The organism is Litorisediminivivens sp. KMU-197 (assembly GCF_056858395.1).
Map to the genome: position 1 here is coordinate 65,318 of NZ_JBXEQG010000009.1, position 16,600 is coordinate 81,917.

General features: G+C 68.2%; 13 protein-coding genes. 4 read left to right on the top strand and 9 right to left on the bottom strand.

What is annotated here, in order from left to right; genetic code table 11:
• The first annotated feature begins 13 nt into the window (after positions 1-13).
• Positions 14-3,751: an nSTAND1 domain-containing NTPase gene (locus AC04PT_RS16525; RefSeq protein ID WP_482874833.1), complete on the top strand. Its 3,738-nt coding sequence runs from the start codon at positions 14-16 to the stop codon at positions 3,749-3,751.
• A 3-nt stretch (positions 3,752-3,754) separates the two neighbouring features.
• Here AC04PT_RS16525 and AC04PT_RS16530 read toward each other — a convergent pair whose 3' ends face one another.
• Genes AC04PT_RS16530 through AC04PT_RS16550 form a run of 5 tightly spaced genes read right to left on the bottom strand, consistent with a single transcriptional unit; the run spans position 3,755 to position 8,533 of the window.
• The gene (locus AC04PT_RS16530) at positions 3,755-5,233 is read right to left on the bottom strand and encodes an aldehyde dehydrogenase (RefSeq protein WP_482874834.1); all 1,479 of its coding nucleotides are present in this window, start codon (positions 5,231-5,233) and stop codon (positions 3,755-3,757) included.
• A gap of 8 nt (positions 5,234-5,241) precedes the next feature.
• Entirely contained in the window at positions 5,242-6,273 is a 1,032-nt protein-coding gene (locus AC04PT_RS16535; RefSeq protein WP_482874835.1) for an LLM class flavin-dependent oxidoreductase, read from the bottom strand.
• A gap of 4 nt (positions 6,274-6,277) precedes the next feature.
• Entirely contained in the window at positions 6,278-7,186 is a 909-nt protein-coding gene (locus tag AC04PT_RS16540) for a flavin reductase family protein (protein WP_482874836.1), read from the bottom strand.
• Entirely contained in the window at positions 7,183-7,962 is a 780-nt protein-coding gene (locus AC04PT_RS16545; RefSeq protein WP_482874837.1) for an alpha/beta fold hydrolase, read from the bottom strand. Before AC04PT_RS16545 ends, AC04PT_RS16540 begins: the two co-directional genes overlap by 4 nt.
• A complete protein-coding gene (locus tag AC04PT_RS16550) occupies positions 7,934-8,533 on the bottom strand; it encodes an amino acid synthesis family protein (protein ID WP_482874838.1) in 600 nt (199 codons plus the stop codon). Before AC04PT_RS16550 ends, AC04PT_RS16545 begins: the two co-directional genes overlap by 29 nt.
• 103 nt (positions 8,534-8,636) lie before the next feature.
• Between AC04PT_RS16550 and AC04PT_RS16555 the strand changes: the two genes are divergently transcribed.
• Positions 8,637-9,476, top strand: coding sequence for a LysR family transcriptional regulator (locus AC04PT_RS16555; protein ID WP_482874839.1), 840 nt, complete (start codon positions 8,637-8,639; stop codon positions 9,474-9,476).
• 209 nt (positions 9,477-9,685) lie between these two features.
• Here the strand turns inward: AC04PT_RS16555 and adh are convergent, their stop codons facing one another.
• From adh to AC04PT_RS16570, 3 genes are all read right to left on the bottom strand, one after another.
• Positions 9,686-11,209, bottom strand: a complete 1,524-nt coding sequence (gene adh, locus AC04PT_RS16560) for an aldehyde dehydrogenase (protein ID WP_482874840.1) — start codon at positions 11,207-11,209, stop codon at positions 9,686-9,688.
• Between the two features lie 129 nt (positions 11,210-11,338).
• Positions 11,339-12,295: a GAF domain-containing protein gene (locus AC04PT_RS16565; RefSeq protein WP_482874841.1), complete on the bottom strand. Its 957-nt coding sequence runs from the start codon at positions 12,293-12,295 to the stop codon at positions 11,339-11,341.
• Positions 12,296-12,360: 65 nt separating this feature from the next.
• Positions 12,361-14,136, bottom strand: coding sequence for a PQQ-dependent methanol/ethanol family dehydrogenase (locus tag AC04PT_RS16570; RefSeq protein ID WP_482874842.1), 1,776 nt, complete (start codon positions 14,134-14,136; stop codon positions 12,361-12,363).
• A 313-nt stretch (positions 14,137-14,449) separates the two neighbouring features.
• Here AC04PT_RS16570 and AC04PT_RS16575 point away from each other — a divergent pair, with 313 nt between their 5' ends.
• Positions 14,450-15,421, top strand: a complete 972-nt coding sequence (locus tag AC04PT_RS16575) for an ABC transporter substrate-binding protein (protein WP_482874843.1) — start codon at positions 14,450-14,452, stop codon at positions 15,419-15,421.
• On the top strand, positions 15,411-16,124 hold the full coding sequence (locus AC04PT_RS16580; RefSeq protein WP_482874844.1) for an ABC transporter ATP-binding protein: 714 nt from the start codon (positions 15,411-15,413) through the stop codon (positions 16,122-16,124). Before AC04PT_RS16575 ends, AC04PT_RS16580 begins: the two co-directional genes overlap by 11 nt.
• Here the strand turns inward: AC04PT_RS16580 and AC04PT_RS16585 are convergent.
• Positions 16,064-16,594, bottom strand: coding sequence for a tetratricopeptide repeat protein (locus AC04PT_RS16585; RefSeq protein ID WP_482874845.1), 531 nt, complete (start codon positions 16,592-16,594; stop codon positions 16,064-16,066). The two genes, AC04PT_RS16580 and AC04PT_RS16585, sit on opposite strands and share 61 nt — an antisense overlap.
• Positions 16,595-16,600: the final 6 nt, after the last annotated feature.

Below are 16,600 nucleotides of genomic sequence, written 5' to 3' on the forward strand. Positions count from 1 at the left end.
GGCAGGAGGCGGCATGAGCACGATCTTCATCAGCCATGCCTCGACGGACAACGCGCTGGCCGTCGATCTGGGCGAGCGGCTGCGCAAGCAGGGGCATACCTGTGTGTTCCTCGACCTCGACCCGACCAAGGGCATCGTGGCGGGGCGCAGTTGGGAGCGGACGCTCTATCGCAAGCTGCGGGCCTGCCGGGTGGTGGTGGCGCTTTGCACCGACGCCTACCTGCAATCGCAGTGGTGTTTCGCCGAGATCGCGCTGGCTCGGATGGAGGGCAAGCCGATCGTGGCGCTGCTGGCCGAGCCGCTGGCCGAGGACGCCAAGCTGCCGTCGATCATCACCGAAAAACAGTTCATCGACCTGCGCACCGACCCCGACGACGGCTATCGACGGCTGTGGCGCGGACTGGAAGACCTGGACCTGCTGGGCGCGGTAGGCGACTGGGATCCGCGGGCGTCGCCCTACCTCGGGCTCAGCGCCTATCACGAGGAGCACGCGCCGGTGTTCTTCGGACGCGAAGCCGAGTTGCGGGCGGGGGTGGAGCTGCTGGACCGGGGCGCGCCGGGGCTGATCATGGTGCTGGGGGCTTCGGGCAGCGGCAAGTCGTCACTGGCGCGCGCCGGGATCGTGCCGCGGCTGCGGCGCGAGCCGGGGCATTGGCTGATCGTCGATCCGATGCGGCCGGGGCGCGACCCCTTTGCCGAGCTGGCGCAGGTGCTGGCGGACGCCTTCCGGCGTTACGGCGGCCCGGCACAGGGCGACGGGCGCCGCGCCGAAGCGATCCGCCGGCGGCTGGAGGGCTGGCGCGCCAGCGCCCGGCCCCCTGCCCCGGTGGAGCCGTCGCCCGAGACCCGGCGTGCCGACGACCTGCGGCTGAGCAACCTGCTGGAGCGGCTGGAGGGGCTGCGGCACGAACCGCCGAAGGACGCCGATCCGACGCTGATGGATTTCCTCGACTGGAGCCTCGAGGATCTGCGGCGGATCTGCGGAGAGCCGCCGGGCGGGGGCGCGGGAGTGCCGGGGTCGACCCCGCTGGCCGATCTGGCCCTGCAATTGCGGCGCGTTGCCGGACAGTCGGGCGCGCAGGTGCTGCTGGTGGTGGACCAGTTCGAGGAACTGTTGGGCAAGGAGGGGGCCGCGGGCGCGCGTTTCCTTGAACTGCTGGCGGCGACGCTGGCGATGGATGAGACGCCGGTCACGGTGCTGGCGACAATGCGGTCGGATTTCCTGGAATCGTTCCAGCGGGTGAACGCGGCGCTGGGGATGGATTTCGAGAGCCTGTCGCTGGGGCCGATGGCGGTCGAGGGCCTGCGCCAGGTGATCGAGGCGCCGGCCAGGCTGGGCGCGATCGAGCTGGAGCCGGGGCTTGCGGACCGGCTGCTTGAGGATGCCAGGAGCGCGGATGCGCTGCCGCTGCTGTCGTTCACGCTGTGGCTGCTGTGGCGCGAGTGTCAGGGCGCGGGGCTGATGACGCTGAAAGCCTACAAGGCGCTCGGCGGGTTGGACGGCGCGGTCGCCGGCGAGGCCGATGCGATCCTGAAGCGGGCCCGCGAACAGGGCCGCGAAGAGGCGCTGCGGCAGGCGTTCCTGAAGCTGGTGCGGCTGGCCGATGGCGGCCAGTTCGCGCGCGAGCCGGTGCCGTGGGAGACCGCGGAGCTGCGGCCGGTGGAGGACCTGCTGGAAGCCTTCATCGCGCGGCGTCTGCTGGTGTCGCGCGCCGACGGGGGCCTGCGCATCGTCGAGGTGGCGCATGAATCGCTGTTTCGCACATGGGCGCCGCTGCGCGACTGGATCGAGCAGCACCGCACCGAGTACCAGTTGCGCCAGCAGGTGCGGCAGGCGGCCGTGGACTGGCACCGGGATGCCCGGCCGGACGACCACCTGTGGCGCGGGTCGCGGCTGGAACAGGCGGTCGAGATGCTGGCGGCGGGCGGCCTTGCCGGCAAGGCCAAGGAAGACAAGCTCAGCCGCAGTTTCGTCGCCGCCAGCGAGGCGATGCGCAAGCGGCAGAGCCGGCGGCGGCGCAGGATCGTGGCCGCGGTGACGGCGGTGCTGCTGGGATTCCTCGGCTACGCGATCTACGAGGAGCACCAGGCCAAGACATCGGAACGGCAGAGCTGGGCGCGGCAGCAGGCACTGGCGGCACTGACCCAGCTGGAGAGCGACCCCTTGGGCAGCATCAGGGTGGCGCAGCAGGCGGTCTGCGTGACGCAGGTCCATGACCGCGCGGTGCTGGTCGAAGCGCAGCGGGCGCTCAATCGCGCGGTGCAGGCGGCGCAGCGGCAGAGGACGTTGAACGGCCACAGCGTGGCGGTGACGAATGTGGATTTCCTGCCCGTGGGCGGCGACCGGACGCTGCAGCGCATGGTGTCGCTGGGGCGCGACGGCATCGTGCGGCTGTGGGCCCTGCCCGGACATGACGCGCCGCGGTGCAGTGCGGTCGCGGACCCGGAGACGATCGCGGAGTCGGTGCGGCGGATGGCCGTCGCCCCCGGCGGCGAGGTGCTGGCCACGGCCGAACACAGTGGAACCATCGACACCCGTGGCCTGCAGGCCGGCGGGGCGGCGGTGGCGCCCTCGATCAAGACGATGGAGGGCACCGGGGCCACGGCGATGGCAATCTCGCCGGACGGCAACAGGCTGGCCGTCGGGCGGCAGGACGGGTCGGTGCTGGTGAAACCGCTGCGCGACAAGACCTCGGCCGGGGTGTCGCTGGCAGTGCAGCGCGCGCGAGTAACGGCGCTGGCGTTTTCCGAAGACGGCGCCGTGCTGGGGGTGGGCGCCGCGGACGGGACGGTGATGCTTTGGGACGGCGACCTTGCCTCGACCCCGCAGCGACTGGAGGGTCATGCCGAGGCGGTCACCGCGCTGGCCATGTCGGACGGGCGGCTGGCGAGCGGCAGCTGGGATCGCACGGTGCGGGTCTGGGACGTCGCCGGCGGCACGCTGTTGCAGGAACTGGAACACGAAGCGGTGGTCTCGGACCTTGCATTCGTGCCGGGCGCAGGCGGGCCGGAAATGCTGGCCAGCGCAAGCTGGGACCAAACGGTGCGGATCTGGAGCCCGGACGAGGCCATCGCGCGGCACACCCTGCCGCACGGCGCGCCGGTGGTGACGCTGGCGCTGGCCCCGCCCCTGTCCGGTGACGGTGCGGGCTATCGGCTGGCGGCGGGCGATTGGGACGGGCGGGTTTCGGTCTGGACGCTGGACCGGACGGCGCGGGCGACCGCGTCTCCGAAGGTGGTGGCGCAGCACCGGCAGCCGGTGAACGACCTGAGCTTCAGCGACGACGGCACCCGGATTGCCAGCGCCAGCGACGACGCGAGCATCCGGGTGACGACGCTGATCGACCACAGCGCGGACCATAACTGGAAGAGCGGGCTGGACGTGACGACGCACGGGCCCGACAACACCGCATGGATCGCGGTGATCACCGGGGGCGGCGTGCGGGTGCAGAAAAGCGGCGCGGACGAGGACCCGCTGGAGGTGACGGGGTATTCCGGCACCGCCACCGGCGTCGCCTTCGACGGGGACGGCCGGTTGGCGGTACAGGCCGAGACGGTTTACGAATTTTACCTCGATCCGCAGGACCTGATGGTCTGCGCCGACCGGATGACCGGCGGCACGGCGACCGGAGACGCCAGAGAGACCCGGGCGACCATGGGCGCGCTGTGTTCCGGCGTCGATCTGCCCGAGGGGATTGCCAGCATCTGGTCGCGGGGCATCGCGGCGATGACCCGGTGGGTCCCGGACTGACGCCTACCGCATGACGAAGGGGTTCGCCATCGGCTGGTCCGAGGTGCTGATCCAGGTGGTCTTGGTGCGGGTGTAGTCGTGAATTGCCTCGACGCCGGCCTCGCGGCCGTAACCGGACTGGCCGTAGCCGCCGAAGGGCGCGATGGGTGACACCGCGCGGTAGGTGTTGACCCAGCAGATACCGGCCTTGAGCCGTGACGACACCCGGTGCGCGCGGGCGACGTTCTGCGTGAACACGCCCGACCCGAGGCCGAAGGGCGTGGCATTGGCCAGCGCGATCGCCTCGTCCTCGGTATCGAAGGGCAGCAGCGACATCACCGGGCCGAACATCTCGACGTGCAGGGTTTCGGTGTCGGGACCGGCGCATTCCACCAGCGTGGGGGCCATGTAGTTGCCGGGGCGGTCGAGCGGTGCGCCGCCGAAGCGGATCATCGCGCCCTGCGCGGTGGCTTTGGCGAGGGTCGCCTTGATCGTCTCGATCTGGGCGGCGGTGCAGAGCGGTCCGATCTGGGTGTCGCCCGAAAGCGGATCGCCGATGGTGACGCCCTGCATCTTCGCCTCGATGCGGGCGGCGAGGTCGTCGAGGATGGAGCGGTGGACGAGGCCCCTTGTGCCGGCGACGCAGCTTTGCCCCGAGGCGCCGAAGTTGCCCGCGATCAGCCCGTTGGCGGCGCCGTCGAGATCGGCGTCGTCGAAGACGAGGATCGGGGACTTTCCGCCCAGTTCCAGCGTGGTGACGGCGAAGTTTTCGGCCGAGTTGCGCACCACGTGGCGCGCCGTGTCCGGCCCGCCGGTAAAGGCGATGCGGTCCACGTCGGGGTGGCGGGTGAGCGGGATGGCGCAGTTCTGCGCGTCGCCGGTGATGACCGAGACGACGCCGGGCGGGAAGCCAGCCCGTTCGATCAGCCGGGCGAATTCCAGCATCGGCGCGGGAGCGATTTCCGACGCCTTCAGGATCACGGCGCAGCCTGCGGCCAGCGCCGGGCCGAGCTTGGTGGCGGTCAGGAACATCTGCGCGTTCCACGGCACGATGGCCGCGACCACGCCAATCGGCTCGCGCCGGGTGAAGACGTGCATGTCGGGCTTGTCGATGGGCAGGACCGCGCCCTCGATCTTGTCGGCCAGACCTGCGTAGTAGCGGTAGTAATCGCCGACATAGGCCGACTGGCTGGCGGTCTCGGCCAGAAGCTTGCCGCTGTCGGTGGTCTCCATGCGGCCGATGTCCTGCGCATGTTCCTCGATCAGGTCGGCGAGGCGATAGAGCAGCTTGCCGCGCTGCGTCTGGGTCATGTCACGCCACGCGGAATCATTGAGGGCGCGGCGAGCGGCGGCGATGGCGCGGTCGACGTCGGCGGGCGCGGCGCAGTCGAAGGTGGCCCAGTCTTCGCCGGTGGCGGGGTTCTGCGACGCCATGGTCTGACCGGCGGCGCCCTCGCAGAAGGTGCCGTCGATGAAGAGCTGGAAGTGCGGTTTGCGGTTCATGGGGTCCCTCATGTGAAAGCCGGCATGACGTGGTCGATGAAGCGTTGCAGCGAGGCGCGCTTGCGCTCGAAGCTCATGCCGCTGTCGATCCAGAAGCTGTATTCGTCGTAGCCCAGCGCCGCGTAGCCCTTGAGGCGGGCGATGACCTGATCGGGCGTGCCGATGGTCAGGTCGCGGGCCATGTTGTCGGGGGCCATCATGGCGTTGCCGGTGATCTCTTCGTCCGAAAGCGGTGCGATCAGGCCCTGTTCGACCGGGCGCTTGTTCTGGAACCATGCGCCGAAATAGCAGTAGAAGCGCGAAAGGTCCCGTGCAGCCTGTGCCACGTCGTCGGCATCGGCGCCGACGTAGGTGTGGTGCAGCAGCATGATCTTGGGGCGCGGGTCATGGCCGTTGCAGGCGTCGTTGAAGCGGGTCATCAGGGTTTCGATTTCGGCCTGCCCCTGCCAGAGCGGCGTGACCTGAATGTTGAAGCCGTTGTCGACGCCGAAGGCAAAGCTGTTGGGATCGCGAGCGGCGATCCAGATCGGCGGACCGCCGGGTTGCGCGGGCTTGGGTGCCGAGGTGGTGGCGGGGAAGCTGTAGAATTCGCCCGTGTGGGCGCAATCGCCGGCCCAGAGTTTCGGCAACAGCGGGGCCAGTTCACGCATCCTCTGCCCGGCCTCCCATGCGTCCATGCCCGGCATCAGGCGTTCGTATTCGTAGGCGTATGCCCCCCGCGCGACGCCCAGTTCGATCCGGCCGCCGGTCATCAGGTCGGCGGCGGCGGCCTCGCCCGCCAGCTTGATCGGGTGCCAGAACGGCGCGACGATGGTGCCGGTGCCAAGGCGGACGTTGCTGGTGTGATGGGCGACGTTGACCAGCGTGGTCAGCGGATTGGGCGCGATGGTGAATTCCATCCCGTGATGTTCGCCGGTCCAGATGGCGCGCATCCCGGCGGCGTCGGCCATCTTGCAAAGCTCGATGAACTCGGCGTTGAGCCGGTCCTGCGGCTGATCCGGGGTCAGCCGTTCCATGTGCACGAAGAGCGAGAACTCCATGGTCTCAGGTCCTTTCCGAAGGGGCGTGGACATCGCCGCGCTGGCCGTCGCCAAGGTAGAGGCCGAAGCTGCGGGTGCGGGACTCCAGCGCGAAGCGGCGCATCATGTCGGCGATGGGCGGGCTGGCGTAGGTGAGGTTGGCGAGGTCGGCCGTGGCGACCGGCGCGACCGTGGAAGGCGGCGCGGCGCGGCTGGTGGCGAGCAGGTAGGTGAAGCGGGTGTCGCCGACATCGAAGACCGAATAGGCGGACCTGAGCTGCACCGGCAGGCCCTGCGCGGCGAGGCCAACGGCAAGGTCGTGACGCAGGCTGCCCCGATCGGGCAGCGCGATCTGCGGCGGGCGGTGGCCCTCCGACGTGCGTTCGAGCAGCACGGTGTCGTCCTGTTCGATGATCGCGCCGCAGATCGTCTTGCCGGGGGTATGCTCCATGGCCGCGCGTTCGAGGCCGAGGCTGAAGTACTGCCCGCCCGCGTAACCGAGGCCGCGTCCGGGGGCGTGATTGAAGCTTTGCACCCGGCCGATCAGGAGGCTGTGGTCGCCGGCGTCGACGACCCGCTCGGTCGTGCAGGAGAACCGCGCCAGCGCACCCTCGATCAGCGGATTGTCGTGGCGGTCGATGTGATGGGCGGTGCGGGCGAAGCGGTCGCCCTTGTAGCTGGCGAAGGTGTTGGACACGTCCTGCTGCCCTTCAGCCAGCACGTTGACGGCGAAGCGGGTGCAGGCGGCAAAGGTGGCGTGGGTGGAGAGGAACTTACCCGGACAGACCAGCAACAGCGGCGGGTCGAGCGAGACCGAGGTGAAGGAATTGGCGGTGAAGCCCATCGGGCCGTCGGGGGTCTGCGCGGTGACGACGGTGACGCCGGTCATGTAGCTGCCGAAGGCGGCGCGGAGGGCGCGGGGGTCGAGGGTCATGAGTGGACCTCGCGGGCGAAGGCCAGCAGCGCGGCATTGACGGTGTCGGCGTGGGTCATCGGCATCATGTGGGCCGCGCCTTCGACGATCAGCGCGCGGCCCGCAGGCGCGAGGTCGGCCATGGTTTCGGACATGGCCGGGGTGGAGTTGGGCTCGGCCGCGCCGGTCATGAAGAGGGCCGGACAGCGGAGGTGCGCCAGCGTCGCGCGGGTGGGCGTCTGCGCTTGGGCGAAGGCGGTGTAGGCCATGCGGTAGCCTTGCGGGTTCACCGAGGTGAGCCAGTCGCGGCAGGCGGTGCGTTCGGGCGAGGTTTCGGTGCCGAACCAGCGATCGAGCGTGGCGGTGGGGTCCGGGGTGCTCTTGCCGTCGAGGCCGGCGGCGCGGGCCTGCACGGCGGCTGCGGCCTCGGGCGTGCGTTCGAAGACGGCGTTGAAGGCGGCGACGGCACGGGCGCGGTCCGGGTAGCGGGAAGCGAGGTCGAGCGCGATCATCGCGCCCATGGAATGACCGACGATGATGGCGGGTTCCTTCAGCATGGCGGCAATGGCGTCGGTGTAGTCGGCAAGCGCCATGGCGGTGGTGGGCGGCGGGCTGTCGCCATGGCCGAGCATGTCGGGGGCGGTGATGCGATGGTGCCGCGACAGGGCGTCGATCTGGCGCGACCACGCCTCGGCCCGCAGGCCGACGCCGTGCAGAAGCAGCACCGGGGGGCCATCGCCGCTGCGGATCGCGGCGAGGCCGCCGGCGTCAGACCGCGGCCGGATTGTCCAGGTCATGCCCGAGGTCCTTGAGGTCCTGGTAACGGTCGCCGATGCGGTGATGCGGGCGGCCGGTGGTGGCGGCGCCGAGGACCACCACGATCTCGTCTGCGCGGGGCGCGTCGGGGATGGCGAACTGGATGGTCAGGTAGTGCGAGCGGCGGCCGGCATCGTTCTTGTCCATCAGCGGCACCATGATCGGGGCGTTTGCGGGGCCACGGGTGTTGGTGAAGGCAAGGTAGGATTTGGCGCCCACAGCCTCGCGGTAGTGATTTCCGAAGCGCAGGGTGTGGATCAGGCCCGAGGCATGTTCGACCTCGCCGTCAAGACCTACGACGGCGGCCTTGCCGTAAGCTTCGATGGCGTCGCCGCCGCCGGCGAGCCGGATCATGCGTTCGGTCATCATCGCACCAAGCGCGGGGCCATAAGCCTGAATTTCGGGTTTGAGGTCGGCGACATAGCGGCCCGCCCAGGGGTTGCGGACCACGGCGGCGACGGCGAACATGCGCCAGGGCGTATCGGCGGGGCGGAAGCCTTCGATCAGGGTTTCCTCGTCATAGGTCACGATCTTGCGGATCTCGGGTTGCATGGGGCCTCCTGCTTTGGCGCGACCCTAGGAAGCGGGTCGATTTCGCACAAACGAAGGATTTTCACCCTTGGGTATTAGCGTCACTTATGGCTAGCTTGACCCTATGGCCAAATCGCTTCCCCCGCTGACATGGTTCCGCTCGTTCGAGGCGGCGGCCCGGCACCTGAGCTTCACCGCGGCGGCGGAAGAGATCGGCATGACGCAATCGGCGGTCAGCCAGCAGGTGAAATCGCTGGAATTGCGGTTGCGGGTGCCGCTGTTCGTGCGCCAGCCGCGCGGGCTGGCCCTGACGGATCACGGCCGGCGGCTGTTGCCGGAGGTGGGCGCACCGCTGGAGGCGCTGGCGGCGGCGACGGCGAAGTTCGACGCCGGGCCGGGGGCGGATTTGCTGACGGTGGCGGCCTCGGTCAGCGTGGCGCAATGGGTGATCGCGCCGGGGTTGCCGGAGTTCACGGCGCGCCACCCGCAGGTGCGGGCCCGGTTCCTGAGTGCGATCTGGCCGGATGACTTTCACTCGGCGCGGGCGGATGTGGAGATCCGGTTCGGGTCTCTGAAACAGGTGGGTGCGGGGGCGGAGCTGCTGTTGCCGAACCGGTTGGTGGCGGTGAAGTCGCCGGAGGTGGAGGGAACGTTGGACGAGTTGCCGCTGATCGAGACAGTGGGCACGTCGAGCGGCTGGCGCGCATGGTGCGACGAGATGGGCGGATTGTTGGAGCCGGTGCTTTACGCGGACACCTACGGGATGGCCTTGCAACTGGCGGCGCACGGCAACGGGGTGGCGCTGGTGAGCGAGCTTCTGGCGCAGCACGCGGTGCGCTCGGGCCTTGTGGAGCGGGCACATCCGGGGGCGATTGCCTGTCAGGAGGGGTATTTCCTGTCGGTGGGCGAGAGCCGGGCGGCGGGGTGGTTTCGCGAGTGGTTGATGGGGCGGTTGTCGGGGTGAGGCATGAGGTCCCGGATCAGGTCCGGGACGGTGTGGCGCCTCCTTAAGTCAAGCTCATCGTCCGGCTGACTGAGAGTGCCCCCGCGGGTTAACAGCGGCAAAGCCGCCTCGCATCGCCGGGCCGTCCTCAGGCACGGCGATGCGGGGCTCGTGTGTGATGCAAGCGTTAGCAGCCCCCCCGGGGAGCGTGAGGGGGCTGCCGGCGGGCCTTAGAAGAAGCCCAGTTTGTTGGGGTTGTAGCTGACCAGCATGTTCTTGGTCTGCTGGTAGTGGTCGAGCATCATCTTGTGGTTCTCGCGCCCGATGCCGGACTGCTTGTAGCCGCCAAAGGCCGCGTGCGCCGGATAGGCGTGGTAGTTGTTGACCCAGACGCGGCCGGCCTCGATCGCGCGGCCCATGCGGTAGCAGGTGTTCATGTCGCGCGACCAGACACCGGCGCCGAGGCCGTACATGGTGTCATTGGCGATGGCCAGCGCCTCGGCCTCGTCCTTGAAGGTGGTCACGGACACGACCGGGCCGAAGATTTCCTCCTGGAAAACCCGCATCTTGTTGTGGCCCTTGAGGATCGTCGGCTGGATATAGTTGCCGCCCGCCAGTTCGCCCTCGAACCGGGCTGCGTCACCGCCGACCAGCACCTCGGCGCCCTCTTCGCGACCGATGGTGAAGTAGGACAGGATCTTGTCCTGCTGCTGCTTGCTGGCCTGCGCGCCCACCATGGTTTCGGGATTGCGCGGATCGCCGTGCTTGATGGCCTTCACCCGGGCGATGACACGTTCCATGAAGGCGTCGTAGATATCTTCCTGGATCAGCGCGCGCGACGGGCAGGTGCAGACTTCGCCCTGGTTGAAGGCAAAGAGCACGAAGCCTTCGACCGCCTTGTCGAGAAAGGCGTCATCTTCGCGCATGATGTCGGAGAAGAAGACGTTGGGGCTTTTGCCGCCAAGCTCCAGCGTCACCGGGATCAGGTTCTCGGTCGCGGCCTTCATGATGGTGCGGCCGGTCTGGGTGGAGCCGGTGAAGGCGATCTTGGCGATGCGGTTCGATGTGGCGAGCGCTGCGCCGACCTCGGCGCCGTAGCCGTTGACGATGTTGAGGACACCGGCAGGCAGCAGGTCGTTGACGATTTCGGCCAGCACCATGATCGCGGCTGGGGTCTGCTCGGCCGGTTTCATGACGATGCAGTTGCCGGCGGCCAGCGCGGGCGCCAGTTTCCAAGCCGCCATCAGGATCGAGAAGTTCCACGGGATGATCTGGCCGACCACGCCCAGCGGTTCGTGATAGTGATAGGCGACGGTGTCGGCGTCGATCTCGCTCATGCTGCCTTCCTGTCCGCGCAGCACGCTGGAGAAATAGCGGAAGTGGTCGATGGCCAGCGGAATGTCGGCGGCGGTGGTTTCGCGGATCGGCTTGCCGTTGTCCCAGGTCTCGGCCTGCGCCAGCAGGTCAAGGTTGGCCTCGAGCGCGTCGGCCACCTTGAGCAGCAGGTTGGCGCGTTCGGTGGCGGAGGTACGGCCCCACGCGTGTTTGGCGGCGTGGGCGGCGTCCAGCGCCATTTCGACGTCGGTGGCGTCCGAGCGGGCGACATCGTTGATCTTCTCGCCGGTGATCGGGGTCACGTTTTCGAAGTAACGGCCGCTGGCGGGCGGCACGAACTTGCCGCCGATGAAGTTGTCGTAGCGGGGCTTGAAGGGCGAGGTATAGGTGCCGGCCTCGGTCTGTTGCAGGTCTTTCATGGGTGTCTCCTCCTGATTGGCGCGAGTGCGGGACTCGGGCTGGGAAGGAGTGTGCGGGACCGTTCCGGCGCCGTCAGCAGGGGCGGCGCGGTCGGTCTGCGGAAGTGTCTCAGGGGCGGGACAGGTCGGTCAGGTTTCGTTCAGCCCGAGGCGGTTCATCCGGCGATAGAGCGTGGCGCGGGCGACGCCAAGCTGCCGAGCGGCCTGCGAGACGTTGCCGCCGGCGCGGGCCAGCGCCCGAACAACGGCGGCACGTTCGGCACGCTCGAAGCCGGTGGGGCCGTCATCGCCACCGAGGATGTCGGCGGCGGGACGGGCGGTGAGCGGACCCGAACGGGCGAGGCCGAAGGCGCGCCGGGCCTCGCGGGTGGCGCCGATCACCAGATCGTCACGATCAATCGCCAAGAGCGATGCGGCGTCGGACGCGGGGCAATCGGCGGTGACGATGCGGGCCTCGGTGAAGGCGGCGCGGAAGTTGGCCTCTTCGATGGCGCGGGCGGTCTGGGCGACCTGGGCCGCGATCAGGCGGTTGAAGGCTTCGGTCTGGTCGGCCCGCGCCGAAGAGACGTCGAGCGCGGCGACGGTCTGGCCTGCCGCGCCGAAGATCGGCGCGCCGATGCAGCTCATCGCGGTGTTGCGGGCATAGAAGTGATCGTCTTGGTGGATGATGATGCGGCGGGCCTCGGTCAGGCAGGTGCCGATGCCGTTGGTGCCTTCGCGGGCCTCGCTCCATTCGGTGCCGGTGCACAGGCCCCAGCCTTCGAAGGTGGCGGTGTCGCTGGCCGACATGCGCTGATCGAGCACAATGCCGTCGGCGTCGGTAAGAAGCACGGCGCAGCCCGAGTGGCCGACGAGGGAATAGAGCGCATCGAGGCGCGGCGTCGCGACCTGCAGAAAGGTCTGCGCGGCTTCGATCCGCTGGCGCAGGGCAGCCTGTTCGAGACGCTCGGGGGCGCGGCGTTCGTCGGGATTCAGCCCGTGTTTGCGCATCGAGCGATACCAGCTTGCCGCCACCTGCGACCGCGCGGCGGCGGAGGCGGAGGCGGCGACCTCGTGGACCCTGTCGGAATGAGAGATGTGCTGCATGTCGCCCTCCGGTCAAGAAAAACGCCCCCCAGATCGGGGAGCGTTTCAGGCGTGTCGTCAGGCGATCAGTTGGCCGCCAGTTGCTCCGGCAGGCGGAAGGTCCAGAGCAGGCCGCCCTGATTGAGGTAGTTGACCTTCTTGGCCACCTCGCCGCCCCAGAGCGGCACCGCGCCACCCCAGCCGGAGATCACGGTCACGTATTGCTCGCCGTCCTGCTCCCATGTGATCGGCTGGCCGACGATGCCCGAGCCGGTCTGAAACGACCACAGCTCTTCGCCGGTCTCGTCGTCGAAGGCGATGAATTTGCCCTCGGGAGTGCCGGTAAAGACGAGCCCGCCCGCGGTGGTCATCACGCCGGCCCAGAGCGGCGCGTCGTTCTTGTACTCCCACTTGATCTCGCCGCTGTCGGGGTCGATCGCCTTAAGGCTGCCGATGTGATCTTCGTAGTTGGGTTTGATGGTGAAGCCGGAACCGAGGTACGCGGCGCCCTTCTTGTAGGAGATCGGCTCGTTCCAGATGTCCATGCCCCATTCGTTGGACGGCACGTAGAACAGGCCCGTGGTGGGCGAATGCGCCATCGGCATCCAGTTCTTGCCACCGAGGAAGGAGGGCGAGGAGAAGACCACTTCGCCTTTCTTGCCGTCCGTTGCCGCCGAGGGATCGCCGGGGCGGTTGTCCTCGATGAAGATCGGGCGGCCGGTGTCGTCGATGCCTTCGGCCCAGGTGATGTCCTTGACGAAGGGCGTGGCCGAAACGAAAGCGCCGTCTTCGCGGTTCAGCACGTAGAAGTAACCGTTGCGGTCGGCCGTTGCGAAGCGCTTGTTGCCTTCGCGGTCGGTATAGGCCACGACCTCGTTGACGCCGTCATAGTCCCAGCCTTCACGCGGGGTGGTCTGGAAGTGCCACTTGATCTCGCCGGTGGCCGGGTCGATGCCGAGGCGCGAGGCGGCATAGAGGTTGTCGCCGGAATTGTCGTCGGTGGGCGTGCCGGCGTTGCGCAGGTGGCTGTTCCAGGGTGCCGGGTTGCCGGTGCCGAAGACCAGCGTGTCGGTGTCGGCGTCATAGGAGCCGCCCAGCCAGGTCGCGCCGCCACCGGTCTTCCACATGTCGCCGGGCCAGGTGGCGTTCAATTCGCCGGTCATGGTGCTTTCTTCGCCGTTCAGCATGCCCATGTGGCCTTCGATCACCGGGCGGTCCCAGACCAGTTCACCGGTCTCGGCGTCACGCGCCTGCACCGCGCCGACGATGCCGAACTCGCCGCCGGAGTTGCCGGTGATGACCAGTCCGTTCACGATTAGCGGCGCGGCGGTGTAGCTGTAACCGGCCTTGTAGTCGGCGATCTTCTTGTTCCAGACGGTATCACCGGTCTTGGCGTTCAGCGCCACGATGCGGGCGTCGAGGGTGCCGAAATAGATGTTTTCGCCGTAGATCGCGGCGCCGCGGTTGACCACGTCGCAGCAGGGCAGGATGCCTTCGGGCAGGCGGGCGTCGTACTGCCAGAGTTCCTCGCCGGTCTTGACGTCGATGGCATAGAGCCGCGAGTAGGAGCCGGTGATATACATCACGCCGTCATGCACGAGCGGCTGGGTTTCCTGTCCGCGCTGCTTTTCACCGCCGAGCGAGAAGGCCCATGCGGGCACCAGGTTCTTGACGTTGTCCTTGTTCAGGATCTCCAGCGGTGAATGGCGTTGCAGGTGCCGGCCCATGCCGTTGGTCAGCACGTCGCCGGTGGATGCCGTATCATTGGCAAGCATCTCTTCGGTGACGCCCATGCCGTGGCTTTCGGCATAGGCGGATGTCGCCAGCAACCCTGCGGTGACGGCAATTACGAATCTGTTCATGTCGGTCTCCTCCCGTGGCCCCGGCGTCGGGGCCTTCCTCTGTCGGGCAGTGCGCAGAGTGCTGGCACGGTCCTGTCGCACATAATTGCGGAACCGTGAGAAACAGGTATTGGATGTTGGTCGTAAGACCCTTTGGGCCTTGACAATCGGTCTCGGCCTTGAGAATCCGCCGATTCTCGTTGCCGTTCAGGGGTTTGCGGCCGAACGCCGGTCCGTGGCGGCGGCGATCCGCTGGCGCGGGTCCGTCGCTGGCCTTTGGTCGTATTTGCGGGGTCTCCGACTTCGCCCATCATTTGCGAAACGGGAGGATCACATGACGTTTGCGAAGATACTGGGCGGGGCTGTTGTCTCTGTCGTCCTGACCACCGCCGCCTGGGCCGAGGCCCCGGTGCTGCGCGCCTCGGTGCTGAAGTTCGGCACGGTCAACTGGGAGCTGGACACCATCCAGCAACATGGCCTCGACGCCGCCAACGGTTTCGATCTCGAGGTGCAGGGCGTGGCGGGCAGTTCCGCCGCGCAGATCGCCTTTCAGGGCGGTGAGGCGGACGTGATCGTCTCGGACTGGCTTTGGGTGGCGCGTCAAAGGGCGGCGGGCAAGGATTACATCTTCATACCTTACAGCAAGGCCGTGGGCGGCGTGATGGTGGGCAAGGACAGCCCGGCCGAGACGCTGGCGGATCTGAAGGGCGCCAAGATCGGCATCGCGGGCGGGCCGCTCGACAAGAGCTGGCTGATCCTGCAGGCCTATGCCGAAAAGACCCACGGCATGGATCTGGAAGCCGAGACCGAGCAGGTGTTCGGCGCGCCGCCGCTGATCTTCAAGTCGGCGCTGTCGGGCGAAGTGGGCGCGGCGATCAACTTCTGGCACTTCATGGCGAAGATGGAGGCCAGCGGAATGCGCAAGCTGATCGACGTGTCGGATGCGGCGCGCGCATTGGGGCTGGACCCCGAGACGCCCCTGCTGGGCTACGTCGTGAAGGGCGAGATGCTGCGTGACAACCCGGAGCTGGTGAACGGGCTGGCGGCGGCGTCGCGCGGCGCGAAGGAAATCCTCGCCTCGGACGATGCCGAGTGGGACCGGCTGCGCGAGCGGATGAACGCCAAGACCGATGCACAGTTCGAGGCTTTGAAGGCCGGGTTCCGGGCGGGTATTCCCGCGGCCGGACCGGTGGACGAGGCTGCGGCGGCGCGGATGCTGGCGCTAATGGCGGAGCTGGGCGGCGAAGAGCTGCTGGGCCGCGCGACCGAACTGCCGGAGGGCACGTTCCTGCAAGATGGCAGCTGAGTTGACCCTTGTGGACGATGCGGAGCGCCCGGTGTCGCCACCGGGTGTTTTGCTTGAGCTGCGGCTTCGCGGGCTGAAGTATGGCGCCGCGGAGGTGCTGGGCGACATCGACTTGCGGGTGGAACGGGGCGAGACGCTGGCGCTTGTCGGGCCGTCGGGGATCGGCAAGTCGTCGCTGCTGCGGGTGATCGCGGGGCTGCACCACGACTATGCGGGCGACTGCCGGTTGCACGGCAAGGCCGCGATGGTGTTTCAGGAGCCGACCCTGCTGCCGTGGCGGAGTGTCCGGGACAACATATGCATTGCCACCGGCATTTCGGCCGCCGACGCCGAGGTTTGCTTGACCGAGGTCGGGCTGGCAGGGCGCGGCGACGATTTTCCGGGACAATTGTCGCTGGGCCAGCAGAGGCGGCTATCGCTGGCGCGGGCCTTCGCGGTGAAACCCGACCTGTTGTTGATGGACGAGCCCTTCGTGTCGCTCGATCCGGCGCTGGTCCAGGAGATGATGGCGCTGTTCGCGCGGCTGCGGGCGGCGCACGGGGTGACGACGATCCTTGTCACGCACGTCGAGGCCGAGGCCAAGCGGCTGGCGAGCCGGATCGTGACGCTGGGCGGCGCGCCGGCGCGGATCACCGGTGACGTTCAGAACAGGGGCGCGTATTTCCAGTTGTCGGCGTCGGGGGTGACCTCGTCGGGGTCATAATCCGCGCCTTGCAGGCGTTTGGCGATCACCAGCCCGTCGCTGGCCGCCTCGTCGACGTAGCGCCGTCCCAGCGCTTCGTCCTGCGCGACGCCGTGGCCGCGCAAGAGATCCAGACCGTAGTTGAACTTGCCCACCGGATCGCCCAGTTCGGCGGCGCGGCGGTCCCATTCGGCGGCGGCATCGGGGTTGTAGTCGCCGCCGAGCCCGTTGTTGTCGAGCTGGCTCATCCAGGTCATGGCGCCGGTATAGCCAGCTTCGGCGCAATTCAGGAACAGCGCGCGGGCGGCGGCATGGTTGCCCGATTTCGTCAGCATGTAGCCCTGCGCGCAGATCACCATCCCGGTCTCGCCCCGTTGAGCGCGGTCGGTGACCGATTGCCATGTCATCTCATCGGGGTTGAGGGTGCCGTGATCGTCGGTCTCGGCAAGGGCAGGGCTGGCAAGCAGCAGGGCGAGGGCAAGATGTCTCATGCCGGT